At 69.8% G+C, this 23,412-nt stretch carries 21 protein-coding genes; all 21 read left to right on the top strand.

Features of this window, described 5'->3' with window-relative positions; all coding sequences use genetic code 11:
• Positions 1-28 precede the first annotated feature (28 nt).
• A complete protein-coding gene (locus tag WDLP6_RS03885) occupies positions 29-901 on the top strand; it encodes a branched-chain amino acid ABC transporter permease (RefSeq protein WP_162565869.1) in 873 nt (290 codons plus the stop codon).
• Positions 898-1,890: a branched-chain amino acid ABC transporter permease gene (locus tag WDLP6_RS03890; RefSeq protein WP_162591286.1), complete on the top strand. Its 993-nt coding sequence runs from the start codon at positions 898-900 to the stop codon at positions 1,888-1,890. The genes WDLP6_RS03885 and WDLP6_RS03890 overlap by 4 nt, the downstream gene beginning before the upstream one ends.
• On the top strand, positions 1,883-2,644 hold the full coding sequence (locus WDLP6_RS03895) for an ABC transporter ATP-binding protein (protein ID WP_162591287.1): 762 nt from the start codon (positions 1,883-1,885) through the stop codon (positions 2,642-2,644). The genes WDLP6_RS03890 and WDLP6_RS03895 overlap by 8 nt, the downstream gene beginning before the upstream one ends.
• Positions 2,641-3,351 (top strand): ABC transporter ATP-binding protein, encoded by a 711-nt coding sequence (locus tag WDLP6_RS03900; RefSeq protein ID WP_162591288.1) that lies wholly within the window; start codon positions 2,641-2,643, stop codon positions 3,349-3,351. Before WDLP6_RS03895 ends, WDLP6_RS03900 begins: the two co-directional genes overlap by 4 nt.
• A gap of 20 nt (positions 3,352-3,371) precedes the next feature.
• Entirely contained in the window at positions 3,372-4,325 is a 954-nt protein-coding gene (locus tag WDLP6_RS03905) for a tripartite tricarboxylate transporter substrate binding protein (RefSeq protein ID WP_162591289.1), read from the top strand.
• The gene (locus WDLP6_RS03910) at positions 4,322-5,608 is read left to right on the top strand and encodes a 3-isopropylmalate dehydratase large subunit (RefSeq protein ID WP_162591290.1); all 1,287 of its coding nucleotides are present in this window, start codon (positions 4,322-4,324) and stop codon (positions 5,606-5,608) included. The genes WDLP6_RS03905 and WDLP6_RS03910 overlap by 4 nt, the downstream gene beginning before the upstream one ends.
• Positions 5,605-6,105, top strand: a complete 501-nt coding sequence (locus WDLP6_RS03915) for a LeuD/DmdB family oxidoreductase small subunit (RefSeq protein ID WP_162591291.1) — start codon at positions 5,605-5,607, stop codon at positions 6,103-6,105. Before WDLP6_RS03910 ends, WDLP6_RS03915 begins: the two co-directional genes overlap by 4 nt.
• A complete protein-coding gene (locus tag WDLP6_RS03920) occupies positions 6,095-7,498 on the top strand; it encodes an MmgE/PrpD family protein (protein ID WP_162591292.1) in 1,404 nt (467 codons plus the stop codon). The genes WDLP6_RS03915 and WDLP6_RS03920 overlap by 11 nt, the downstream gene beginning before the upstream one ends.
• Positions 7,495-8,463, top strand: a complete 969-nt coding sequence (locus tag WDLP6_RS03925) for a tripartite tricarboxylate transporter substrate binding protein (protein ID WP_162591293.1) — start codon at positions 7,495-7,497, stop codon at positions 8,461-8,463. Before WDLP6_RS03920 ends, WDLP6_RS03925 begins: the two co-directional genes overlap by 4 nt.
• 470 nt (positions 8,464-8,933) lie before the next feature.
• Positions 8,934-10,622: a hydantoinase B/oxoprolinase family protein gene (locus WDLP6_RS03930; RefSeq protein WP_162591294.1), complete on the top strand. Its 1,689-nt coding sequence runs from the start codon at positions 8,934-8,936 to the stop codon at positions 10,620-10,622.
• Positions 10,619-12,688, top strand: coding sequence for a hydantoinase/oxoprolinase family protein (locus WDLP6_RS03935; RefSeq protein WP_162591295.1), 2,070 nt, complete (start codon positions 10,619-10,621; stop codon positions 12,686-12,688). The genes WDLP6_RS03930 and WDLP6_RS03935 overlap by 4 nt, the downstream gene beginning before the upstream one ends.
• Complete coding sequence (locus tag WDLP6_RS03940; protein WP_162591296.1) at positions 12,685-13,299, top strand: cysteine hydrolase family protein; 615 nt, start codon at positions 12,685-12,687, stop codon at positions 13,297-13,299. The genes WDLP6_RS03935 and WDLP6_RS03940 overlap by 4 nt, the downstream gene beginning before the upstream one ends.
• Positions 13,296-14,729 carry an FAD-dependent oxidoreductase gene (locus tag WDLP6_RS03945; RefSeq protein WP_232076952.1) on the top strand — a complete coding sequence of 478 codons (1,434 nt, stop codon included), beginning with the start codon at positions 13,296-13,298 and terminating at the stop codon, positions 14,727-14,729. The genes WDLP6_RS03940 and WDLP6_RS03945 overlap by 4 nt, the downstream gene beginning before the upstream one ends.
• Positions 14,719-15,591: an isocitrate lyase/PEP mutase family protein gene (locus WDLP6_RS03950; protein WP_162591297.1), complete on the top strand. Its 873-nt coding sequence runs from the start codon at positions 14,719-14,721 to the stop codon at positions 15,589-15,591. The genes WDLP6_RS03945 and WDLP6_RS03950 overlap by 11 nt, the downstream gene beginning before the upstream one ends.
• 53 nt (positions 15,592-15,644) lie before the next feature.
• On the top strand, positions 15,645-16,166 hold the full coding sequence (locus WDLP6_RS03955) for a TIGR02444 family protein (RefSeq protein ID WP_162591298.1): 522 nt from the start codon (positions 15,645-15,647) through the stop codon (positions 16,164-16,166).
• Between the two features lie 147 nt (positions 16,167-16,313).
• Entirely contained in the window at positions 16,314-17,006 is a 693-nt protein-coding gene (locus tag WDLP6_RS03960; RefSeq protein ID WP_162591299.1) for a TetR/AcrR family transcriptional regulator, read from the top strand.
• Positions 17,007-17,068: 62 nt separating this feature from the next.
• A complete protein-coding gene (locus WDLP6_RS03965) occupies positions 17,069-18,865 on the top strand; it encodes an acyl-CoA dehydrogenase C-terminal domain-containing protein (protein WP_162591300.1) in 1,797 nt (598 codons plus the stop codon).
• 5 nt (positions 18,866-18,870) lie between these two features.
• Entirely contained in the window at positions 18,871-19,299 is a 429-nt protein-coding gene (locus tag WDLP6_RS03970) for a DUF2147 domain-containing protein (protein WP_162591301.1), read from the top strand.
• An 18-nt stretch (positions 19,300-19,317) separates the two neighbouring features.
• Positions 19,318-21,717 (top strand): 3-hydroxyacyl-CoA dehydrogenase/enoyl-CoA hydratase family protein, encoded by a 2,400-nt coding sequence (locus tag WDLP6_RS03975; RefSeq protein ID WP_162591302.1) that lies wholly within the window; start codon positions 19,318-19,320, stop codon positions 21,715-21,717.
• A gap of 60 nt (positions 21,718-21,777) precedes the next feature.
• On the top strand, positions 21,778-22,173 hold the full coding sequence (locus WDLP6_RS03980) for an endonuclease domain-containing protein (protein ID WP_162591303.1): 396 nt from the start codon (positions 21,778-21,780) through the stop codon (positions 22,171-22,173).
• Between the two features lie 22 nt (positions 22,174-22,195).
• A complete protein-coding gene (locus tag WDLP6_RS03985; protein ID WP_162591304.1) occupies positions 22,196-23,392 on the top strand; it encodes an acetyl-CoA C-acyltransferase in 1,197 nt (398 codons plus the stop codon).
• Positions 23,393-23,412 lie beyond the last annotated feature (20 nt).

The raw sequence follows: 23,412 nt of genomic DNA on the forward strand, positions 1-23,412 counted from the left end.
TGGGCCTGGGACGGGCGGGAACCTGACCGTGTTCGACTTCAATATCCTCTTCCCGTCGGTCCTCAACGGCCTGACCACCGGCGCGGTCTATGCGCTGATCGCGCTCGGCCTCACGCTGATCTACGGCGTGCTGCACATCATCAACTTCGCGCACGGCGCCTGCCTGATGCTGGCGCTGTATGCGGTGTACTTCCTCAAGGAGCGCTGGGGCATCGACCCCTACCTCGCGCTGCCGATCGTGATCCCCGGCATGTTCGCGCTCGGCTACGGGCTGCAGCGCATCGTCATCAACCGCGCCGGCCACGGCAAGGACGAGAACATCCTGCTGGCCACGCTCGGCATCGCGATCGTGATGGAGAACCTGGCGCTGATCTTCTTCAAGTCCGACACGCGCAGCATCGACACCGCCTACGCGCTCAGCACCGTCGCCATCGGCCCGGCGATGATCGCGGTGCCCAAGCTGGTCGCCTTCGCGGGCGCGCTGGTGGTGTCGGCGCTGCTGTTCTGGATCATGGGCGCGACCGACCTCGGCCGTGCCATCCGTGCCGTCGCCAAGGAGCGCGAAGGCGCCAAGCTGATGGGCATCGACGTCGAGCACGTCTATGCAATGAGCTTCGGCATCGGCCTGGCCTGCCTCGGCGCCGCCGCCTGCTTCCTGCTGCCGGCCTACTACGTCAATCCGCAGGTCGGCAGCGGCTTCGTGCTGGTCGCCTTCACCATCGTCGTGCTCGGCGGCATGGGCAGCTTCGTCGGCGCGCTCGTCGGCGGCTTCCTGGTCGGCGTGGTGGAATCGCTCGGCGGCCTCTACCTCGGCGAATCGCTGGGGCAGATCGGCATCTTCGCGATCTTCATCGGCGTCGTGCTGTTCCGGCCCGAAGGGCTGTTCGGAGCCAAGGCATGAGCGCCGTCACGCAACGTGGCCGCGACCTTGCCGGCATCGCCCTGTTCGCGGTGCTGGTGGCCTGCGTGCCGCTCGCGACCTCGTCGGGTGTCGCGCTCAACTTCGTCACGATGGCGCTCTATGCGGCGCTGATCGCGCAGGCCTGGAACATCCTCGGCGGCTTCGGCGGGCAGTTCTCGTTCGGCCATGCGCTGTTCTTCGGCACCGGCGCCTACATCCAGGCCATCGCGCAACTGCAGGGCGGCCTCAATGCGTGGGTCGCGCTGGCGCTGGCGGTGATCGGCGCCGCGGTCGTGGGCCTCGTGATCGGCGCGCTGACCTTCCGCTACGGCCTCAAGGGCTCCTACTTCGCGCTGGTCACGCTGGCCTTTGCCGAGGTGTTCCGCATCGTCGCGACCTCGGTGCCCTTCACCGGCGGCGGCGTCGGCCTGATGGTGCCGCTGCGCGAGTCGGCGGCCAACCTGCAGTTCGCCTCGCGCGCCGGCTACCTGTGGCTGGTGCTGGGCTTCGTCGTCGCCGCATTGCTCGTGTCCTGGTGGCTGCGCAACGGCCGCTTCGGCGCCTACCTGCAGGCGGTACGCGACAACGAGGACGCGGCGCGCGCCGTGGGCGTGAACCCGTTTCGCATCAAGCTCGGCGCGATCGGCATCTCCGGCGCCTTCATGGGCGCGGCGGGTGCCTTCTACGTGCAGATGTTCCAGTACATCGACGCCGGCATCGCCTACGGCGCGACGATCTCGATCGAGGCACTGGTGGCCGCCATCGTCGGCGGCATGGGCACGCTGTGGGGGCCGGTGCTGGGCGCCGTGGTGCTGCATGCGCTGGCGGACTTCACGCGCAACCTGTTCGGCGAACTGCCCGGCATCAACATGGTGGTCTACGGCACGGTGCTGGTGCTGATCGTGATCTTCCTGCCGCGCGGCATCGCGGGCATGGGTCTGTCGGCGCGGCAGCTGTGGGTTTCGGCGAAGGGAGGCCGACGTGGCTGAATCGCTCTTGGTGCTCGACGGCATCTCGCGCGCCTTCGGCGGCCTGAAGGCGGTGCAGAACGTGAGCCTCGCGGTGGCCGGAGGCAGCCTGTCGGCGCTGATCGGCCCCAACGGCGCGGGCAAGACCACGCTGTTCGCGCTGATGTCCGGCTTCCTCAAACCCGACAGCGGCAGCGTGCGCTTCGCGGGCCGCGACATCACCGGCCATGAGCCGCACCGCAACGCGATGCTCGGCATGACGCGCACCTTCCAGATCGTCAGGCCCTTCGCGGCCCAGACCGTGCGCGAGAACATCGCGGTCGGCGCGCACCTGCGCGTGCGCAGCCGCGGCGCGGCGCTGTCGCGTGCGGAGGCGGTGGCCGAGCGCGTGGGCCTCGCGCCGCAGCTCGACAAGGCGGCCTCGGACCTCACCGTGGCCGGCCGCAAGCGCCTCGAACTCGCGCGCGCGCTCGCGGCCGAGCCGCGCCTGCTCTTGCTCGACGAGGTGCTCGCCGGCCTCAATCCGCAGGAGATCGCCGAGATGATGCCGGTGGTGCGCGGCATCGCCGACAGCGGCATCACGGTGCTGATGATCGAGCACGTGATGCAGGCCGTGATGCATCTCGCAGAGCACGTCTGGGTGCTGGCGCAGGGCCAGCTGATCGCCGAGGGCAATCCGGCCCAGGTCACCTCCGACGACAAGGTGGTCGAGGCCTACCTGGGCCACGGCACCGCGGCGCGGCTGCGCAAGGCGGCCGCGGGAGCCGGCGCATGACGGTGCTGCTCGACATCCGCGACCTGCGCGGCGGCTACGGCCGCGTCGAGGTGCTGCGCGGCGTCGACCTGCAGGTCCGCGCCGGCGAGATGGTCGCGCTGCTGGGCAGCAACGGCGCCGGCAAGTCGACGCTCAACAAGATGGTCTGCGGCCTCTGCCCCGCATGGAGCGGCACGGTCGGCTTCGACGGCCGCGACCTGAGCGGCGCGCACTACCGCGAGGTGGTGAAGGCCGGCCTGATCCAGGTGCCCGAAGGCCGCAAGGTGTTCCCCAACCTGAGCGTGCGCGAGAACCTCGAGCTCGGCTCTTTCACGCGCGCCCGCGAGCGCCGCGCCGCCAACCTCGAGAAGGTGTTCGGCATCTTCCCGCGCCTGCGCGAGCGCATGCGCCAGAACGCCGGCACGCTCAGCGGCGGCGAGCAGCAGATGCTCGCCATCGGCCGCGGCCTGATGGCCGAGCCGGTGCTGCTGATCCTCGACGAACCCTCGCTGGGCCTGTCGCCGCTGCTGGTGGAAGAGATGTTCGCGCTGATCCGCGAACTGCGCGACGGTGGGCTCGCGGTGCTGCTGGTCGAGCAGAACGTCGGCCAGTCGCTCGAGATCGCCGACCGCGCCTATGTGCTGGAGAACGGCAGCGTGCGCTTCTCGGGCCTGCCGCAGGACCTGCTGGGCAGCGACGAACTGCGCCGCGCCTACCTCGGTCTTTGAATCCATGAAGGAGATATTTCGTGAAACGCCGTGACATCCTGATCTCGTCCGTGGCCGCCGCGCTCGCCACCGGCGCCCGCGCGCAGAACAACGCGCCCGTGCGCATCCTGGTCGGCGCGACGGCCGGCGGCTCCACCGACACCATCGCCCGCACGCTGGCCGCCAGCATGGGACCGCTGCTCGGCCGCACGGTGATCGTCGAGAACCGCCCCGGCGCCGGCGGCAACATCGCCGCCGATGCGGTGGCCAAGGCCGCGCCCGATGGCAACACGCTGCTGATGAGCTACACCAGCCATGCGATCAACGCCACGCTCTACCCGACGCTGCCTTTCGATCCGGTGAAGGACTTCACCGCGCTCACCTGCGTCGCGACCTCGCCTTCGATCCTGGTCGCCAACCCCTCGGTGCCGGCCAACGACGTGCGCGAGCTGATCGCACTGGTCAAGAGCCGGCCGGGCCAGTACAACTTCGCCATCGGCGGCATCGGCTCCTCGCTGCACATGGCCGGCGAGGCCTTCAAGATGCAGTCGGGCACCTACATCGTGAACATTCCCTACCGCGGCACTTCGCCCGCGGTGCAGGACGTGCTCGCGGGCCAGGTGCAGCTGATGTTCGCCGCGGTCGGCAACGTGCAGGCCCACATCAAGGCCGGCAAGTTGAAGGCGCTCGGCGTCACTTCGGCCAAGCGGTTGCCCGAGTTCCCGAACGTCCCGACCATCGCCGAGGTCCTGCCCGGCTACGAGTCGAGCGCGTGGTTCGGTTTGTTCGGGCCGGCGCACATGAGTGCGGACCTGACACGCCGCATCGCCGACGCCGCACGCCGGGCCATCGCCCAGCCCGAGATGCGCAAGCGCCTCGACAATGAAGGCGCGATCCCGGTCGGCAACACGCCCGAACAGTTCTCCGCCTTCGTGCAGAGCGAGATCACGCGCTGGGGCAAGGTGGTGAAGTATTCCGGAGCCAAACCCGAATGAACGCACGCACTGCCTCCGCGCACGCGCCGCCGCAGACGCTGGCGCAGAAGCTCATCGCCCGCGCCTGCGGCCGCGACGGCGTCGCGGTGGGCGAGATCGTGACCTGTGCGGTCGACCTCGCGATGTTCCACGACTCCTCCGGCCCGCGCCGCCTGCAGCCGATGCTCGAGGAACTCGGCGCGCAGATCTGGGACCGCTCGCGCATCGTGCTGGTGATGGACCACTACGTGCCCGAGCGCGACGACGATTCGCGCCGCATCGTGCGCATCGCGCGCGACTGGGCGCGCGACCAGCAGCTGCCGCACGTCTACGACAGCCAGGGCATCTGCCACGTGGTGGTGCCGCAGCACGGCCACATCCGGCCCGGCATGCTGTGCGTGGGCGGCGATTCGCATTCGCCCACCGGCGGTGCCTTCGGCGCCTACATGTTCGGCATCGGCAGCACCGAGATGCTGGGCGTGGTCGTCACCGGCAGCATCTGGCTGCGCGTGCCTGAAACCATCCGCATGTGGTGGGACGGCGCGCTGCCTGCCGGCGTCACCGCCAAGGACATGATGCTGCACATGATCGGCCGCTTCGGCATGAACGGCGGCCGCTACCAGGCGGTCGAGTTCTGCGGCCCGGCCGTCGCGGCGCTGTCGATGCAGGAGCGCATGACGCTGTCCAACATGAGCGCCGAGCTCGGCGCGCAGGCCGGGCTGATCGCGCCCGATGCGACCACCGCGGCCTACCTCGCCACGGCCGGCGCGCCGCCGGTCGACATGGCGCCGTGGTTCACCGACGACGGGGCCGCGTTCACGCAGCATCGCTTCGACGCATCGGCGCTGGAACCGTATGTCGCCGCGCCGCACAGCCCGGCCAATGCGCACGGCGTGAGCCGGCATGCCGGCACGCGCATCGATGTCGCCTACATCGGCGCCTGCACCGGCGCCAAGCTCGACGACCTGCGCGCCGCGGCCGAGGTGCTGCGCGGCCACAAGGTCGCGGCCGGCGTGCGGCTGATCGTCGCGCCGGCCAGCCTGCGCGACCAGGACCAGGCGCGCGAGGAGGGCGTGCTGCAGGCGCTGCTCGACGCCGGCGCCGAGCTCTATCCGACTGCGTGCGGCGCCTGCTCGGGCTATGGCGATCCGCTGGACGACGTGACCGTGATCTCCACCACCGCGCGCAACTTCAAGGGCCGCATGGGCTCGCCGAGCGCGCTGGTGTATCTCGGCTCGCCGTACACGGTGGCGGCGTCCGCGCTGCGCGGCTGTGTGACCGATCCGCGCGAGGTGCTCGCATGACGGCCCATCGCGTCTGGCGCGTCGGCGCCGATGTCGACACCGACGCGCTGGCGCCGGGCCATGCGATGAAGCACGGCATCGACATCATCGCCAAGCATTCCCTCGAAGCCATGCGGCCCGAGTTCGCGCGCGCGGTGCAGCCGGGCGACGTGATCGTGGCCGGGCCCAACTTCGGCATCGGCTCCTCGCGCGAGCAGGCCGCGGCCGTGCTGGTGCACCTGGGCGTGGCGGCGGTGATCGCGCCCTCGTACGGCGGCCTCTATTTTCGCAACGCCTTCAACCTCGGCCTGCTGCTGCTGACCTGCGCCGAGGCCGAGTCGCTGCAGGACGGCGATACGGTGTCGCTCGATGTCGCGCGGCCCGCGGTGCGCACCGGCGACGGCCGCGAACTCGCCTGCGAACCCGTGCCCGATTTCCTGATGGAGATGGTGCGCGCGGGCGGCCTGATGAAGCAGCTGCAGCAGCGCTTCGCGAACAAGGACCGCGATGCGCGCTGAAGCCGACGCGCCCCTCGCCGATGCGCGCCGCTGGGATGCGCAGCTGGCAACGCTGCATGCCACGGCCGCACTGCATGCGGGCCGCGCGGCCGAGCCCGCCGCAGCGCAGCAGGCGCGCCGCTGGCTGATCGATACGCTGGGCTGCGCGATCGCGGGCCGCCACGCCGCCGAAGTGCGGCGCTTCGAAGCGGCGATGGCCGCACTCGAACCCAGCGGCGCCTTTCGCTTTCCCGATGGGCCGGCGATGGGCGTGCTCGGCGCCGCGCAGCTGATCGCGATGGCCGCCACCTGGGACGAGGCCTGCGAAGGCCATGCGCTCGCGCACGGCCGGCCCGGCGTGCCGCTGATCGCGGCGCTGTGGCCGCTGGCCCTGCAGCGCGGCGCGACGCTGGCGCAGTTCGTCGATGCCTTCGTGCTCGGCTACGAAGTCGGCGCGCGCGCCGGCGCCTGGCTGCGCATCCGGCCCGGCATGCACGTCGATGCCAACTGGCCGGCGCTCGGCGTTGCGGCCGGCGTGGCGCGGCTGCTCGGCCTCGACGCGGCCGGCATCGTGCAGGCGATCGACATCGCGGCCTGCCAGCTCGCGGCCAGCCTCTACCTGCCGGTGGCCTCGGGCCGCACGGCGCGCAACACCTACCTCGCGCACAGCGCACTGCTCGGGCTGCAGGCCGCCTTTGCGAGCGCGGCCGGCATCGATGCGCCGGCCGATGCGCTTGCGCACTATGCGAGCGCGCATGCGGCTGCATCGGTGCAGCCCTTGCCAGGTCCCGAAGCGACGCTGCTGCTCGATGCCTACCTCAAGCCCTTCGCGGCGGTGCGCCATGTGCACTACGGCGCGGTCGCGGCCCAGCGTCTGCGCGAGCGCCTGCATGCCGATACGTCGGTCATTCGCGCGATCGAGCTGACGATCTACGAGGAAGCCACCGTCTACTGCGGCAACCGCGCGCCGCGCACGCCGATCCAGGCGCAGTTCAGCCTGTCCTTCGGCCTTGCGGCGATGCTGCGCTTCGGCGTGCTCGATCCCTCGGTCTACACGCCGGAACGCTTCGGCGACGCCGAGCTGCGGCGGCTCGAAGCCCTCGTCGTGCTGCGCATCGATCCCGCACTCTCGGCGCGCGGCGAGCGCGGTGCGACGCTTGCGCTGACGCACGACGGCGGGCACCTCGGCGAAACCGTCCACACGATCGCCGGCGATGCCGGTCATCCGCTCGACCGCGCCGCGCTGCTCGCCAAGTTCACGCACTATGCCGCGCGCAGCGTCGCGGACGATCGCGCCGCATCCTTCTGCGACACCGTCCTCGACAGCGCCGACATCGACCTGCGCCTGCTCTGGCAACAGCTCGCGCCGGCACCGCTCGCCATTCCTTCCCCCACCACTTCGCCACGACCATGAAACTCCTGCGCCATCTCGCGACCGCCTTTCTGGCGGCGCTGCCGCTGTTCGCTCTTGCCCAGGCGGCCGACTTTCCGAGCAAGCCGATCCGCATCGTGGTGCCGTTCCCGCCGGGCGGTGCCACCGACGAGGCGGCGCGCCTGATCGCCACCCAGATGGGCGCGCACTGGGGCCAGCCGGTGGTGGTCGACAACCGCCCGGGCGCGGGCGGCAACGTCGGCTCCGACATCGTCGCCAAGTCGGCGCCCGACGGCTACACGCTGGTGATGGGCGTGACCGGCTCGCATGCCATCAACATCTCGCTCTACAGCAAGATGCCCTACGACCCGGTGAAGGATTTCGTTGCCATCAGCCAGGTGGCGGTGGTGCCCAACGTGCTGGTGGTGCATCCCTCGGTGCCGGCGAAGAACCTGGCCGAACTGGTGGCGCTGGCCAAGACCGAGCCCGGCAAGCTCAACTACGCCTCGCTCGGCAACGGCACGGCCGCGCACCTCGGCATGGAGATGCTCAAGACCGCGGCCGGCATCGACGTGACGCACGTGCCCTACAAGGGCAGCGCGCCCGCGGTGTCCGACCTGATCGCCGGCCAGGTGCAGATGATGGTCGACGGCCTGCCCTCGTCGCTGCCGCACGTGAAGGCCGGCCAGCTGCGCGCGATCGCGCTCACCAGCCTGCACCGTTCGCCCTCGCTGCCCGATCTGCCGACCATCGCGGAAACGTACCCGGGCTTCTATGCCGATGCCTGGTCGGGCCTGTTCGCGCCCAAGGGCACGCCCAAGCCGATCATCGACAAGCTCTCGACCGAGGTGCAGCGCATCCTGCGTCTGCCCGACGTGCGCCAGAAGCTCGCCGCGCTCGGTGCCGAGCCCGTAGGTTCAACGCCTGCGGAGTTCGAGGCACACGTGAATCGCGAGATCGCGAAATGGGCCAAGGTCGTCAAGAGCAGTGGAGCGAAGGTGGACTGAGCATGCGCGCACGACACACCGAAGTTTGAAAGATGAATATGTCGAGGAACAAAAGCGGACGAGGTTCGGGCCTGGCGGGCGCGCGGGCACGCGGGGGTGCGTCGGCGGGCGGTGTGCCCTGTGCCGGCCGACGTCACCGGCCCCTGCGGGGCTTCCCTGCGCTGCTCGCGGTACGCGGGGTCTCGCTCAAACTCGCTTCGCTCAGACAGTCGCGAGCCCTGATCCGCGTACCGCTGCGCTGCTCGGCGGTGCCTCAACGGCCGGCCCAGGGCACACCGCCCGCCGCCGTGGACATGCTCGGGTCTTGCTCCCTCTCCCTCCGGGAGAGGGTTGGGGTGAGGGCAAGGGCCTCAACGAAGTACACGCCTTTCGCACGCCCCGGAGCCCGGCCCGCATTGCAGACCGGGCGGACTTCGCATCGTCAACAGCAGTGCGCCACCGCGTTGTCTTGAGCCAAGAAGGCACCCGAAATGAATGACACCATCATCGATCCCGTCACGCTGGCCGTCCTGCGCGGCCGCCTCGAGCAGGTGGCCGACGAGATGGACGCCACGCTCTACCGCAGCGCCTTCAATCCGATCATCGCCGAGGCGCACGATGCGTGCCACGGACTCTACGATGCCGACACCGGCGACACGCTGGTGCAGGGCAAGTCGGGCCTGCCGGTGTTCGTCGGCGCGATGGCCTTCGCGGTGCGCGCCACCGCGGCAGTGGCCGAGTCGCGCTGGGGCATGATCGACGGCGACATCTGGATCAGCAACGATCCCTACGACGGCGGCACGCACGCCAACGACTTCAAGCTGGTGCGGCCCTTCTTCCGCAATGGCAAGCTCTACTGCTACATGGCCTCGGCCGCGCACTGGCACGACGTCGGCGGCGCGGTGCCCGGCAACTACAACCCCTCGGCCACCGAATGCTGGCAGGAGGCGGTGCAGATCCCGCCGGTGCGCATCGTGCGCGAAGGCGAGCTCGACCAGGACGTGCTCGCGATACTGCGCGCCAACACGCGCCTGCCCGAAAGCCTGTGGGGCGATCTCAACGGCCAGCTGGCCGCGCTCGAGCTCGGCGCCAGGCGGCTGCACGGCCTGCTCGACGAATACGGCGACGCGCTGGTGCTGCAGGCGCTGGGCGAACTGCGCAGCCGCGCGCTCAGGCTGATGCGCTCGCACATCGCCTCGCTGCCCGACGGCCGCTACAGCTTCGACGACGTGCTCGACAACGACGGCATCACCGACCAGCCGCTGGCCATCGCGCTCGACATGACGGTGGCCGGCGACCGGCTCACGCTCGATTTCTCGCGCAGCTCGCCGCAGTGCGCGGGGCCGGTCAACATCTCGCGCGCGACCTCGATCGCGGCCTGCTACGTCGCGCTCAAGCACCTGTTCCCCGACGTGCCGGCCAATGCCGGCGTGCTCGATGCGGTGGACTTCGTGATCCCCGACAAGCTGGTGATCAGCTGCGAGCGCCCGCGCCCGGTCGGCGGCTACACCGAGACCATCCTGCGCATGATCGACGTGATCTTCAGCGCCACCGCCAAGGCCGATCCGACGCGCGCGGTGGCGCAGGCCTACGGCACCATCAATGCGCTGTCGATCGCCGGCCATCGCAGCGATGCCGCCCGCGAGGGCCAGCGCTGGGTGATGTTCAGCTTCTTCGGCGGCGGCCATGGCGGGCATTCGGGCGGCGATGGGCTCTCGCACGGCAATGCGCCGATCTCGACGGCGACCATTCCGCCGCTCGAGATCCTCGAAGCCGCGTACCCGGTGCGCTTCACCGAATGGTCGCTGCGTGCCGACTCGGGCGGCGACGGCCGGCATCGCGGTGGCCTCGGCGCGGTCTACGAGATCGAGCTGCTCGAACAGAACGCCGAGGTCTTCCTGTTCGGCGAGCGCGGCAGCTCGCCGCCCAAGGGCATCGCGGGCGGCGGGCCGGGCGCGGTCAATGTCTTTCGCTACGAGAACGATGGCCAATGGCACACGCCGCCGATGCTGTCCAAGATCCATGGCGTCAAGCTCGCGCGCGGCGAGCGCGTGCGGCTCGAAACGCCGGGCGGCGGCGGCTGGGGCGCGGCGGCCGAACGGCCCGCAGCGCAGCGCGAACAGGACCGCGCGATGGGTTACGTGGGCACGGCCTCGGCGCAGAAGAAAGCATCCGAATGACAGCAGCAGAATCTTCCGCTAAACCCGCACGGCTGGTCGTCGGCGTCGACGTCGGCGGCACCTTCACCGACCTCTTCGTGCTCGACGAGGCCAAGGGTACCGCACGCATCGTCAAGGTGCCGTCCACGCGCGGCGAAGAGGCGCGTGGCTTCATGAACGGCGTCGCGCGCGTGGCCGATTCGGCCGCGGCCATCGCCACCATCGTGCACGGCACCACCGTCGGCACCAACGCGCTGCTCGAACGCAAGGTCGCGCGCACCGGCATCATCACCACGCGCGGCTTTCGCGACGTGCTGGAGATGCGCCGCCGCGACCGGCCCGTGACCTGGGGCCTGCGCGGCAGCTTCGTGCCGGTGGTGCCGCGCGACCTGCGGCGCGAGGTCGACGAGCGCGTGCTGGCCGACGGCACGCTGCACACGCCGGTCGATCTCGACCAGGTGCGCGCCGAGGCGCGCGCGCTGCTGGCCGCGGGCTGCGAGGCGGTGTGCGTGTTCTTCATCAACACCTATGCCAATCCCGCGAACGAGCGGCTGGCCGTCGCCGCGGTGCGCGCGCTCTGGCCCAACGCGCACGTGACTTCGGCCTGCGAGGTGCTGCCCGAGATCCGCGAGTTCGAGCGCTGCTCCACCGCCACGCTCAATGCCGCGCTGCAGCCGGTGGTCGGCAGCTACCTCGCGCGGCTGGAGTCCGACCTGCGCGCGCACGGCTTCGACGGCGAACTGCTGGTGGTGCAGAGCAACGGCGGCGTGATGTCGCGCCAGACCGCGAGCGAACTGCCGGTGCGCACCGCGCTCTCGGGGCCGGCGGCCGGCGTGATCGCCTGCGCCGCGATCGCGCGCGCGGCCGGCTTTCCGAATGCGATCACCGGCGACATGGGCGGCACTTCTTTCGATGTCTCGCTGGTCGCCAACGGCGAAGCCGCGCTGGCCGCGCAGACCGCGATCGAGTTCGGCATGGTGATCCGCTCGCCGATGATCCAGATCGAGACCATCGGCGCCGGCGGCGGCTCGATCGCTTCGGTCGATGCGAGCGGCATGCTGCAGGTCGGCCCCGAGTCGGCCGGCAGCGTGCCCGGGCCGGCCTGCTACGGCCGCGGCAACATGCGGCCGACGGTGACGGATGCCAACGTGCTGCTCGGCCGCATCGCCGCCGACCGGCCGCTGGGCGGCGGCCTGCTGGCCGCGCTCGACATCGACAAGGCGCACCAGGCCATCGACGAACACGTGGCCAAGCCGCTCGGGCTCGACGTGCACACCGCCGCCGAGGCGATCCTCACGGTGGCCAATGCGCGCATGGCCGGCGCGATCCGTCTCGTGTCGATCGAGCGCGGCCACGATCCGCGCCGCTTCGCCTACATGCCCTTCGGCGGTGGCGGCGCGCTGCACGTGTGCGCGATGATGCGCGAGGTCGGCGTCGCCACCGGCATCGTGCCGCGCTACCCGGGCGTGACCTCGGCGCTCGGCTGCGTGATCGCCGACATGCGGCACGACGCGGTGCAGACGCTCAACCGGCCGCTCGACGAACTCGACGTCGCGGACCTGCGCGCGCGCATCGCGGCGCTCGCGGCGGCCTGCCAGGAGCGGCTCGATACCTCGGGCGTGCGCTTCGAGGAGGTGCGCGAGATCGTCGCGCTCGACATGCTCTACGCGGGCCAGACGCACACGCTACCGGTGCTGCTGCCCGCGGGCAGCGGCAGCACGCTCACACGCGAATCGATCCGCCAGGCCTTCGAGGCCAGCTACGGCGCCGCCTTCGGCCGCGTGCTCGCCGGCATCGGCATCCGCGTGATGAATCTGCGCTATGCGCGCGTCGGCGTGCGGCCCAAGTTCGACCTCGCGGTGCTGGCGCCGGAAGGCGAGGGCCGCACCGCGCCGCTCGGCATGCAGCGCGTGTTCCACGCCGGGCAATGGCGCGAGGCCACGCGCTATGCGCGGCTCGACCTGCCGGTCGGCGCGCGCGTCGACGGGCCCGCGATCCTGGAGCAGGCCGACACCACCGTGTGGCTCGAACCGGGCTTCCATGCCGAGGTCGATGCGCACGGCAATCTTCTCGTGAGGTTGTCATGAACGAAGGCACACGCATCGACGGGCCGAAGACCGCGCTCGTGGTCATCGACCTGCAGAACGACTTCCTCGATCCGAAGGGCGCCTATGCGCGCGGCGGCGACACCAACCCGTCGGCACTGCGGCTGCCCGAACGCGTCGCCGGCGTGGCGCGCGCGCTCAAGGCCGCGGGCGGCATGGTGCTCGCGAGCCAGTTCACGCTGTGGCCCGATGCAGCGGGCGAGCCGATGGTGTCGCCGCACCTGCTGGCGCTGCGGCCCTATCTGAAGAAGGGCGACTTCGCGCCCGGCAGCTGGGGGCAGGCGAACGTCGATGCACTGGCCGGCCTGATCGACGCGACGGTCAGCAAGGTCGCCTACTCGGCCTTCTTCAACACCCAGCTCGATTGGGTGCTGCGCCGCGCCGGCATCGACACCGTCGCGGTGTGCGGCATCGTCACCAACGGCGGCGTCGCCAGCACGGTGCGCGATGCGCACATGCGCGACTACCGCACGCTGGTGCTCGGCGACGGCTGCGCGGCCTTCGGCGAAGAGCGCCACCAGACCTCGCTGGCCGACATGCGCAATGTGGCCGAGGTGACGGACTGCGCGGCCTTCATCCGGTCGCTGGCATGACGATGGACCTGGTCGATGGGCTCGTGCGCCGCATCCGCCGCACGCCGCATCTCGATGCCGAGGCCCGAACGCAGGTGGCGATCGTCGGCGCCGGCGCTTGCGGGCTCGTGGCCGCGCTGATGCTGCATGACGCGGGCATCGACTGCGTGCTGCTCGAACGCGATGCGGCGCCCAGCGGATCGACCGCGCTGTCCTCGGGCTTCGTGCCCGCGCCCGCGACGCGCGCGCAGCGCGCGCAAGGCATCCTCGACGACAGCCCGGCGCGCTTTGCCGCCGACATCCAGGCCAAGGCCCACGGCCGCGCGGCGCCGGCCCTGGTGCAGGCCTATGCGGAGGCGATCGGCCCGGCCATCGATGCCTTGCAGGAACGCCATGGCCTTGACTGGATCGTGCTCGACAACTTTCTCTATCCGGGCCACAGCCGCCACCGCATGCACGCGCTGCCGCAGAAGACCGGCGCCGCGCTGATGGCGAGCCTGCAGGCCGCGGCGGAGGTGGCCGGCATTCCGGTGCTGACGCAGGCGCTGGTCGACACGCTGTGGCTCGACGATGCGGACCGCGTCGTCGGCATCGGTTACCGGCGCCCGGACGGTCGCGAGGAACAGCTCGCCTGCGACGCGCTGCTGCTGGCCTGCAACGGCTTCGGCGGCAATGCGGCGATGGTGCGTACGCTCTTGCCCGAGATGGCCGAGGCCACCTTCGGCGGCCATGCCGGCAACGACGGCAGCGCGATCCTCTGGGGCGAAGCGCTCGGCGCGCGGCTGCGCGACCTCGGCGGCTACCAGGGCCATGGCTCGTGGATCACGCCGCAGGGCGCGCTGATGTCGTGGGCCGTGATGATGGAAGGCGGCATGCAGATCAACCGTGAAGGGCGGCGCTTCCACGACGAGACACAGGGCTATTCCGAAGCCGCCGTGCATGTGCTCGCGCAGCCGGGCGGCATCGCATGGAACGTGTTCGATGCACCGCTGCTCGCGCTGGCGCGGGGCTTTCCGGATTTCTGCGAGGCCGAGGCGGCGGGCGCGCTGCGCCGCTGCGATTCGGTCGCGCAGCTCGCGGCCTGCATCGGTTGCGACGCGGTCGCGCTGCAGGCCACGCTCGCTACGCTCCACAGCCGCTCGGCGCAACCCGACGGCCGCGTCTTCACGCGCGGACTAGCAGCCCCTTACTTCGCGGTCAAGGTCACCGGCGCGCTGTTTCACACCCAGGGCGGGCTCGACATCGATGCCGACACGCGCGTGCTGCGGCAGGACGGCTCGCCACTGCCCAACCTGCTGGCCGCGGGCGGCGCGGCCGGTGGCGTGTCGGGCGATGCGGTCTGGGGCTATCTCTCGGGCAACGGCCTCCTGAGCGCGATCGCCGGCGGCGCCATCGCGGCGCGCACCGCGGCCGCACGGATCCATGCCAACAAGGACTCCCATGACGAATGAATCGAACACCACGCTCAAGGCCCGGCTGGCGCGTGCCGACATCGTGCTCGCGCCCGGCATCTACGACGCGCTGAGCGCGCTGATCGCCGAGCAGGCCGGCTTCGAGGCGCTGTACCTCTCGGGCGCCTCGATCGCGTACACGCGGCTCGGGCGCTCCGACGTCGGACTCACCACCTTCAGCGAAGTCGCCGACACGCTGGCGCGCATCACCGAGCGCGTCACCGTGCCGGTGGTCGTCGATGCCGACACCGGCTTCGGCAATGCGCTCAACACGCAGCGCACGGTGCGCGGCTTCGAGCGCGCCGGCGCGGCGATGATCCAGATCGAGGACCAGGGCTTTCCCAAGCGCTGCGGCCACCTCGACGGCAAGACGGTGGTGCCGGCGCGCGAGATGGTCGGCAAGCTCAAGGCCGCGCTGGACGCGCGCAGCTCGGCCGAGACGCTGATCCTCGCGCGCACCGATGCGGTCGCGGTCGAAGGCCTGGAGGCCGCGCTCGATCGCGCCGAGGCGTACCTCGCGGCCGGTGTCGATGCGCTCTTCATCGAGGCCCTGCGCTCGCCCGCGCAGATGGATGCGGCCTGCCGGCGCTTCGGGCAGCGCGTGCCGCTCCTGGTCAACATGGTCGAAGGCGGCAAGACACCGATCCAGGATGCCGATGCGCTGCAGGCGCACGGCTTTCGCATCGCCATCTTCCCGGGCGGCACCGCGCGCGCCGTGGCCCACACGCTGCAGGGCTACTACGCAAGCCTGCATGCGCAGCGCACCACGCAGCCGTGGCGCGATCGCATGCTCGACTTCGACGGGCTCAACGACGTGATCGGGACGCCGGCGCTGATGGCGCTCGGGCAGCGCTACGAATAGGGCGAGCGGCAAACGCAAGCTCACGCGCAACCTCGGTGTCGGCTGGACGCTCCATGATTCGCACGCTTTGGGATTTCTCGGCCAGGCTCTATGCAGAGACCGGCATCTCGAGCGCTTGTCTCCGGCTGCAGGACGAACACGGCATCGACGTCAATCTGCTGATGTTCGCGGCCTGGCTCGGCCAGGTGCACGGCCTGTCGCTGGATGCCGCGGGCGTGCAGGCCGCGGTCGATGCGACGGCGGATTGGCAATCCGAAGTGGTGATGCCGATCCGGGCCTTGCGCCGCGGTCTCAAGGGCGTGGCGCAGCGCATCGCCGATCCCGATGTCGAGGCCGTGCGCAGCCGGATCCAGGCGCTCGAACTCGATGCCGAGCAACGGGAGCAGGGCCGCCTCGAAGCCCTGCGCACGCGGCTGCCGGCGGCACGCGCCGAAGCGGCCGGCAGCGTTCTCGCGCTGGCCAACATCGCGATCCTGATCGTCTGCCGCGCGCAGCCCGGCGGCGCCGCGGCTTCGCGCGAACTGGGCGTCTTTCGCAGCGCGCTGGAAAGCCCTGGCCTCGGTCCGCCGCGTTGAGCCGTTCCCCGAAGGCCTTGGCCTGCGCACCGGCTTCGGCCGCCGGTGCATGCCGGCCGATAACCTTCCACAGCCCTAGGTCTTTGCTCGGCGGCCTTCAAAGCACTGCAAAATAGTACGACCGTTCGTTTTATTCCAGATGCCTCCATGCCCGCCACCACCGCCCGATCCAAGCCTGCCCGGCCACCCCAGAAGGGCCAGCAGACCAAGGCCGCCATCGTCGATGCGGCGCTGAACCTGGCGGCGCAGATCGGTCTCGAAGGCCTGTCGATCGGCGCGCTGGCAGAGGTCACGCAGATGAGCAAGTCGGGCGTGTTCGCGCACTTCGGCTCGCGCGAGGAACTGCAGATCTCGGTGGTGCGCGAATACCACGCGCGCTTCGAGCAGGAGGTGTTCTACCCCGCGCTCAAGGCCGCGCGCGGCCTGCCGCGGCTGCGCGCGATGTTCGCCAACTGGATGAAGCGCACCTCGGCCGAAATCGATTCCGGCTGCATCTACATCAGCGGCGCGGTCGAGTTCGACGACCGGCCCGGCCCGGTGCGCGATGCGCTGGCCGACTCGGTCAACACCTGGCTCGCCGCGATGTACCGCGCAGTGGTGCAGGCGCAGGCGGAGGGCCATCTGCGCGACGACGCGGATGCCAAGCAGATCGCCTTCGAGATCCATGCGCTGATCCTCGCGCTGCATTACGAGGCCCGCTTCCTGCGTTCGCCCGATTCGCTGGCGCGCGCCAACCAGGGCTTCGGCAACATCCTCGCGCGCAGCGCGGTGGTCGATGCGCCCGGCGCGGCCGCCTCGATCGCCGCATCCCCCGCGCGCCGCCTGAAGACCGTGCGCTGAGCGCCCGTCCTGTCCGATTCCTCGGCTTTCATCCTTTTCAATTTCTCCCGGAGATCCGCCCGATGCCTTCCTACACCCCGCCTCTTCGCGACATGCAGTTCGTGATGCACGAAGTGCTGAACATCACCGAGGAGCTCCAGGCCCTTCCCCGCCATGCCGATGTCGATGCCGAGACGCTGAACGCCGTGCTGGAGGAGGGCGGCAAGTTCGCGGCCGAAGTCACCTTCCCGCTCAACATCACCGGCGACGAGGAAGGCTGCGTGCTCGACAAGGCCACGCACGAAGTGAAGACGCCCACCGGCTTCAAGGCGGCCTATGCGAAGTACGTCGAAGGCGGCTGGGCCGCGCTCTCGTGCGATCCGCAGTACGGCGGCCAGGGCCTGCCGCTGGCGCTGAACCAGTGCTTCTACGAAATGCTCAACTCGGCCAACCAGGCCTGGACCATGTACCCGGGCCTCTCGCACGGCGCCTATGAAGCGCTGGTGGCACACGGCACCGACGCGCAGAAGAAGACCTACCTGCCCAAGCTCACCAGCGGCGAGTGGACCGGCACCATGTGCCTGACCGAGCCGCATTGCGGCACCGACCTCGGCCTGCTGCGTACCAAGGCCGAGCCGCAGGCCGACGGCACGTACCGGCTGACCGGCAACAAGATCTTCATCTCGGCCGGCGAGCACGACATGGCCGCCAACATCATCCACCTCGTGCTCGCGCGGCTGCCGGACGCGCCCAAGGGCAGCAAGGGCATCAGCCTGTTCGTCGTTCCCAAATTCAACGTGAATGCCGACGGCTCGCTCGGCAGCCGCAACGGCATCTACTGCGGCGGCCTCGAACACAAGATGGGCATCCACGGCAATGCGACGGCGCAGATCGTGCTCGAAGGCGCGGCGGGCACGCTGGTCGGCGAGCCCCACAAGGGCCTGGCCGCGATGTTCGTGATGATGAACGCGGCGCGCCTGGGCGTCGGCAACCAGTCGCTGGGCCTGACCGAGGTCGCGTTCCAGAACGCGCTCGCTTATGCCAAGGACCGGCTGCAGATGCGCTCGCTGTCGGGCGTCAAGGCCAAGGACAAGGAAGCCGATCCGATCATCGTCCACCCCGACGTGCGCAAGATGCTGATGACGGCCAAGGCCTATGCCGAGGGCGGCCGCGCGCTGGCGATCTACTGCACGCTGCTGCTCGACAAGGAGCACCACCATCCCGACGAGAAGGTGCGCAAGGACGCGGGCGAGATCGTCGCGCTCTTGACGCCGATCGTGAAGGCCTTCATCACCGACAACGGCCACATCGCGACCAACGCCTGCATGCAGGTCTTCGGCGGCCACGGCTTCATCAAGGAATGGGGCATGGAGCAGTTCGTCCGCGACAACCGCATCAACATGATCTACGAAGGCACCAACACCATCCAGTCGCTCGACCTGCTGGGCCGCAAGGTGCTGGGCAACAACGGCGCCACGCTCAAGAAGTTCGGCAAGCTGGTCGGCCGCCTGGTGGAGGAAGAAGGCGTGAACGAGAAGATGTCGGAGTTCATCACGCCGATCGCCGTGCTCGGCGAGCAGCTCACCAAGTTCACGACCGAGATCGGCTTCAAGGGTTTCCAGAACCCCGACGAGGTGGGCGCGGCCGCGGTCGACTACCTGCGCGTGGCGGGCCACTTCGTGTTCGGCTACATGTTCGCGCTGATGGCGCGCGTGGCGCTGCGCGAGATCGCGGCCGGCAACACCGATCCGTTCTACCAGGCCAAGCTGCAGACCGCACGCTTCTATTTCGCCAAGCTCTTTCCCGAGACGGCGACGCTGATGCGCACCGCGCGCGCCGGTGCTGCTCCTTTGATGAACACGGACGCCGCTCTGGCGTGAAGCCCATGAAATACCTCCTCGCGGCGATCGCCTTCGCCGCCACCGCCACCTCGGCGATGGCGCAGATGAACCCCGTCGGCCTGTGGCGCAACGTCGACGACAAGACGGGGGAGGCCAAGGCCGAGATCCGCATCGCCGAGTCGGGCGGCGCGCTCGCCGGCCATATCGAGAAGTCGCTCAAGAAGGACGGCAAGCCGGTGTGCGACGAATGCACCGACGACCGCAAGGGCCAGCCGATCGCCGGCCTCGAGATCATCCGCGGCGGCAGGAAGGCCGAGGGCAAGGAGGTCTGGGAAGGCGGCAGGATCCTCGACCCCGAGAACGGCAAGGAATACCGCGCCAGCTTCACGCCGATCGACGGTGGCAAGAAGCTCGAGGTGCGCGGCTACCTCGGCCCCTTCTGGCGCACACAAGTTTGGAATCGAATCCAGTAGCCCATCGACGGAAGAACCATGTCCCGATTTCAAGTGAAGAAAGTCGCCGTGCTCGGCGCCGGCGTGATGGGCGCGCAGATCGCAGCCCACCTCGTCAACGTGCGCGTGCCGGTGGTGCTGTTCGACCTGCCGGCCAAGGAAGGCGCGAAGAACGGCATCGTCGCGCGCGCCATCGACAACCTCAGGAAGCAGAAGCCCGCGCCGCTCGGCGATGTCGACGATGCGGTGCTCATCGAACAAGCCAACTACGAGGACGATCTCGCGAAGCTCGGCGAATGCGACCTGGTGATCGAGGCGATCGCCGAGCGCATGGACTGGAAGCTCGACCTCTACCGCAAGATCGCGCCGCACGTCGCCAAGCACGCGATCCTGGCCTCGAACACCTCGGGCCTGTCGATCACGAAGCTCAGCGAAGCGCTGCCCGAGGCGTTGAAGCCGCGCTTCTGCGGCATCCATTTCTTCAACCCGCCGCGCTACATGTTCCTGGTCGAGCTGATCAACACGCCGACCACCGAGCCGCAGGTGCTCGACGAGCTGGAGACCTTCGTCACCCGCACGCTCGGCAAGGGCGTGGTGCGCGCGCACGACACGCCCAACTTCATCGCCAACCGCATCGGCATCGCCGGCCTGCTGGCGACGCTGAAGGAGGCCGAGAAGTTCAGCCTCGCGCCCGAGGTGGTGGACGATCTCACGGGCAAGAAGCTGGGCCGTGCGAGCTCGGGCACCTTCCGCACGGCCGATGTCGTCGGGCTCGACACCATGGCCCACGTCATCAAGACGCTGCAGGACAACCTCGACGAGAAGAGCGACCCCTTCCACGCCAGCTTCGCGACGCCGCCGGTGCTCGCGAAGCTGCTCGAACTCGGCAACCTGGGCCAGAAAACGAAGGCCGGCTTTTTCAAGAAGGTGGGGCGCGACATCCTGCGCTTCGATCTGGCCAAGGGCGACTACGTGCCCGCGGACGACAAGGCCGACGAGGTCTATGGCCGCATGCTGAAGAAGCCCGCGGCCGAGCGGCTGAAGCTGCTGCGCGAGAGCGAAGGCGCCGAGGGCCGCTTCCTCTGGGCCATCCTGCGCGACAGCTTCCACTACGCGGCCGTGCATCTGGCCGATGTCGCCGAGAGCGCACGCGACATCGACTTCGCGATGCGCTGGGGCTTCGGCATGAAGCAGGGGCCGTTCGAGCTGTGGCAGGAGGCCGGCTGGACGCAGGTCGCCAAGTGGATTCAAGAGGACATCGATGCCGGCGAGGCGCTGTCGCGCGCGCCGTTGCCGAAGTGGGTGTTCGAAGGTCCGGTCGCCGAGGCCGGCGGCGTGCACACGCCGGAGGGTTCGTGGAGCGCATCGCAGAACCGCTTCGTGCCGCAACGAAAGTTGCCCGTGCATGCGCGCCAGCGCTTTCCCGAGAGCGTGCGGGGTGCGAATGCGCCCGATGCGAACCAGGCCGGCACGACGATCCAGGACGAAGGCGAGGTGCGGCTCTGGACCCTCGACGGCGAGGTGCTGATCGCGAGCATCCATTCGAAGATGCATGCCATCGGCCCCGATGTCGCCGACGCGCTGGCGGCCGGCGTCGAGCGGGCCGAGCGCGACTACCAGGCGATGGTGATCTGGTCGCCCGACGAGCTGTTCTCGGTCGGTGCCGACCTGCAGGCGATGCTGCCGGCCTTCGTGGTCGCCGGCATCGGCGCGGTCGACGGCGCCGAGCATGAACTGCAGAAGCTCATGCTCAGGATCCGCTACGCGGGCGTGCCGGTGGTCTCGGCCGTGCGCGGCATGGCGCTGGGCGGCGGCTGCGAACTCGCCGTGTATTCGGCGAAACGCGTGGCCGCGATGGAAAGCTACTTCGGGCTGGTCGAAGTCGGCGTCGGCCTCGTGCCCGGCGCCGGCGGACTGACCTACATCGCACGCCGCGCGGCCGAGAACGCGGCGGCCTCGACAGGCACCGACCTGCTGCCCTTCCTGACCGAAGGCTTCACCGCCGCGGCGATGGCCAAGGTCGGCACCGGCGCGCTGGATTCGAAGAAGCTCGGCTACCTGCTCGACAGCGACGTGATCGTGCCGAACAAGGACGAACTGCTCCACGTCGCGCTGCAGCAGGCCCGCGCGATGGCCGATGCCGGCTGGCGCGCGCCGCTGCGCCGCCCGTTCAAGGTCGCGGGCCGCAGCGGCGCCGCGACGATCCGCGGCCAGTTGGTCAACATGCGCGACGGCGGCTTCATCAGCGCGCACGACTTCCACATCGCGAGCCTGATCGCCGGCGTGGTGACGGGCGGCGACGTCGATGCCGGCAGCCTCGTGACCGAGGAGTACCTGATGGCGCTCGAGCGCAAGGCCTTCTGCGCGCTGCTCGTGCATCCGAAGACGCAGGAACGGATCATGGGGATGCTGAGCACGGGCAAGCCACTCCGCAACTGAAGCGCTCCCCGCATTCCTCCTTCCCCCTCTGGGGGAAGGCCGGGATGGGGGCAACCCCCGATGCAAAACCAAGCCACCCCCACCGCCCAGCAGAACGCCCGCATCCTGCGGCGCGAAATGACCGACTCCGAACGCAAGCTCTGGTCGGGTCTTCGCAGCGAGCAATTGGGCGTGAAGTTCCGCCGCCAGCATCCGGTGGGCAACTACATCGCGGACTTTGCCTGTCTTGCGCCGAAGCTGGTCGTCGAGCTGGATGGGTCGCAACATCAGGCACAGCAAGGCTATGACGCGCGGCGCGATGCCTATCTGCGCGCGCAGGGTTTCGACGTGCCGCGTTTCGCGTCGAACGATCCGCTGATTCAACTTGAAGGGGTGCTGCAGGCGATAGCGAACCGCCTGGAAGAGTTGGCGCCGCTTGCCCCCATCCCTGCCTTCCCCCAAAGGGGGAAGGAGTAATACCCAGACTCAGGAGCCATTCATGAAGCAAGTTCAAGACGCCTACATCGTCGCCGCCACCCGCACCCCCATCGGCCGTTCGCACCGCGGCTTCTTCCGCAACCACCGGCCGGACGATCTGCTCGCGACCACGCTGAAGGCGGCGCTCGCGGCCGTGCCGGGCCTCGACTGGAAGGCGATCGAGGACATCGTCTGCGGCTGCGCGATTCCCGAGGCGCAGCAGGGCCTCAATGTCGCGCGCATCGGCGCGGTGCTCGCGGGGCTGCCGCACAGCGTCGGCGGCATCACGGTCAATCGCTTCTGCGCGTCGGGCCTGTCGGCGGTGCAGATGGCGGCCGACCGCATCCGCGTCGGCGAGGCCGAGGTGATGATCGCGGCCGGCGTCGAGAGCATGAGCATGGTGCCGATGATGGGCAACGCGCCCTCGCTGTCGCCCGCGATCTTCGAGCGCGAAGGCGATGTCGGCATCGCCTACGGCATGGGCCTCACGGCCGAGAAGGTGGCGCAGCAGTGGCAGGTGAGCCGCGAGGAACAGGACGCCTTCGCGCTGCAGTCGCACCAGCGCGCGCTGGCCGCACAGCAGGCCGGCCACTTCGCGGACGAGATCACGCCGATCGAAGTCACCGACCGCGCGCCCGATCTCGCCAGCGGCGAGTCGGTTGCGACCACCCGCACCGTGCGGCTCGACGAAGGCGCGCGCCCCGACACCTCGCTCGAAGGCCTGGCCAGATTGCGCACCGTGTTCGCCGCGCGCGGCACGGTCACGGCCGGCAACAGCTCGCAGACCTCCGATGGCGCGGGTGCGCTGATCCTCGCGAGCGAGAAGGCCTGCCAGCAGTTCGACCTGAAGCCGCTGGCGCGCTTCGTGAGCTTCGCCAGCAAGGGCGTGCCGCCGCAGATCATGGGCATCGGGCCGATCGAGGCGATTCCCGCCGCGCTGCGCTCTGCGGGCCTCGCGCAGGACGCGATCGACTGGATCGAACTCAACGAGGCCTTCGCGGCGCAGTCGCTGGCGGTGATCCGCACGCTCGGGCTCGATCCGGCCAAGGTCAATCCGATGGGCGGCGCGATCGCGCTCGGCCATCCGCTCGGCGCGACCGGCGCGATCCGCTCGGCGACCGTGGTGCATGCGCTGCGGCGCAACAACCTGAAGTACGGCATGGTCACGATGTGCGTGGGCATGGGGCAGGGTGCCGCGGGCATCTTCGAGCGCGTCTGAAACGCGTGCTGCGTCCCGCA

Origin of the sequence: Variovorax sp. PBL-E5, assembly GCF_901827185.1 — a bacterium.
Lineage (GTDB): Bacteria > Pseudomonadota > Gammaproteobacteria > Burkholderiales > Burkholderiaceae_C > Variovorax.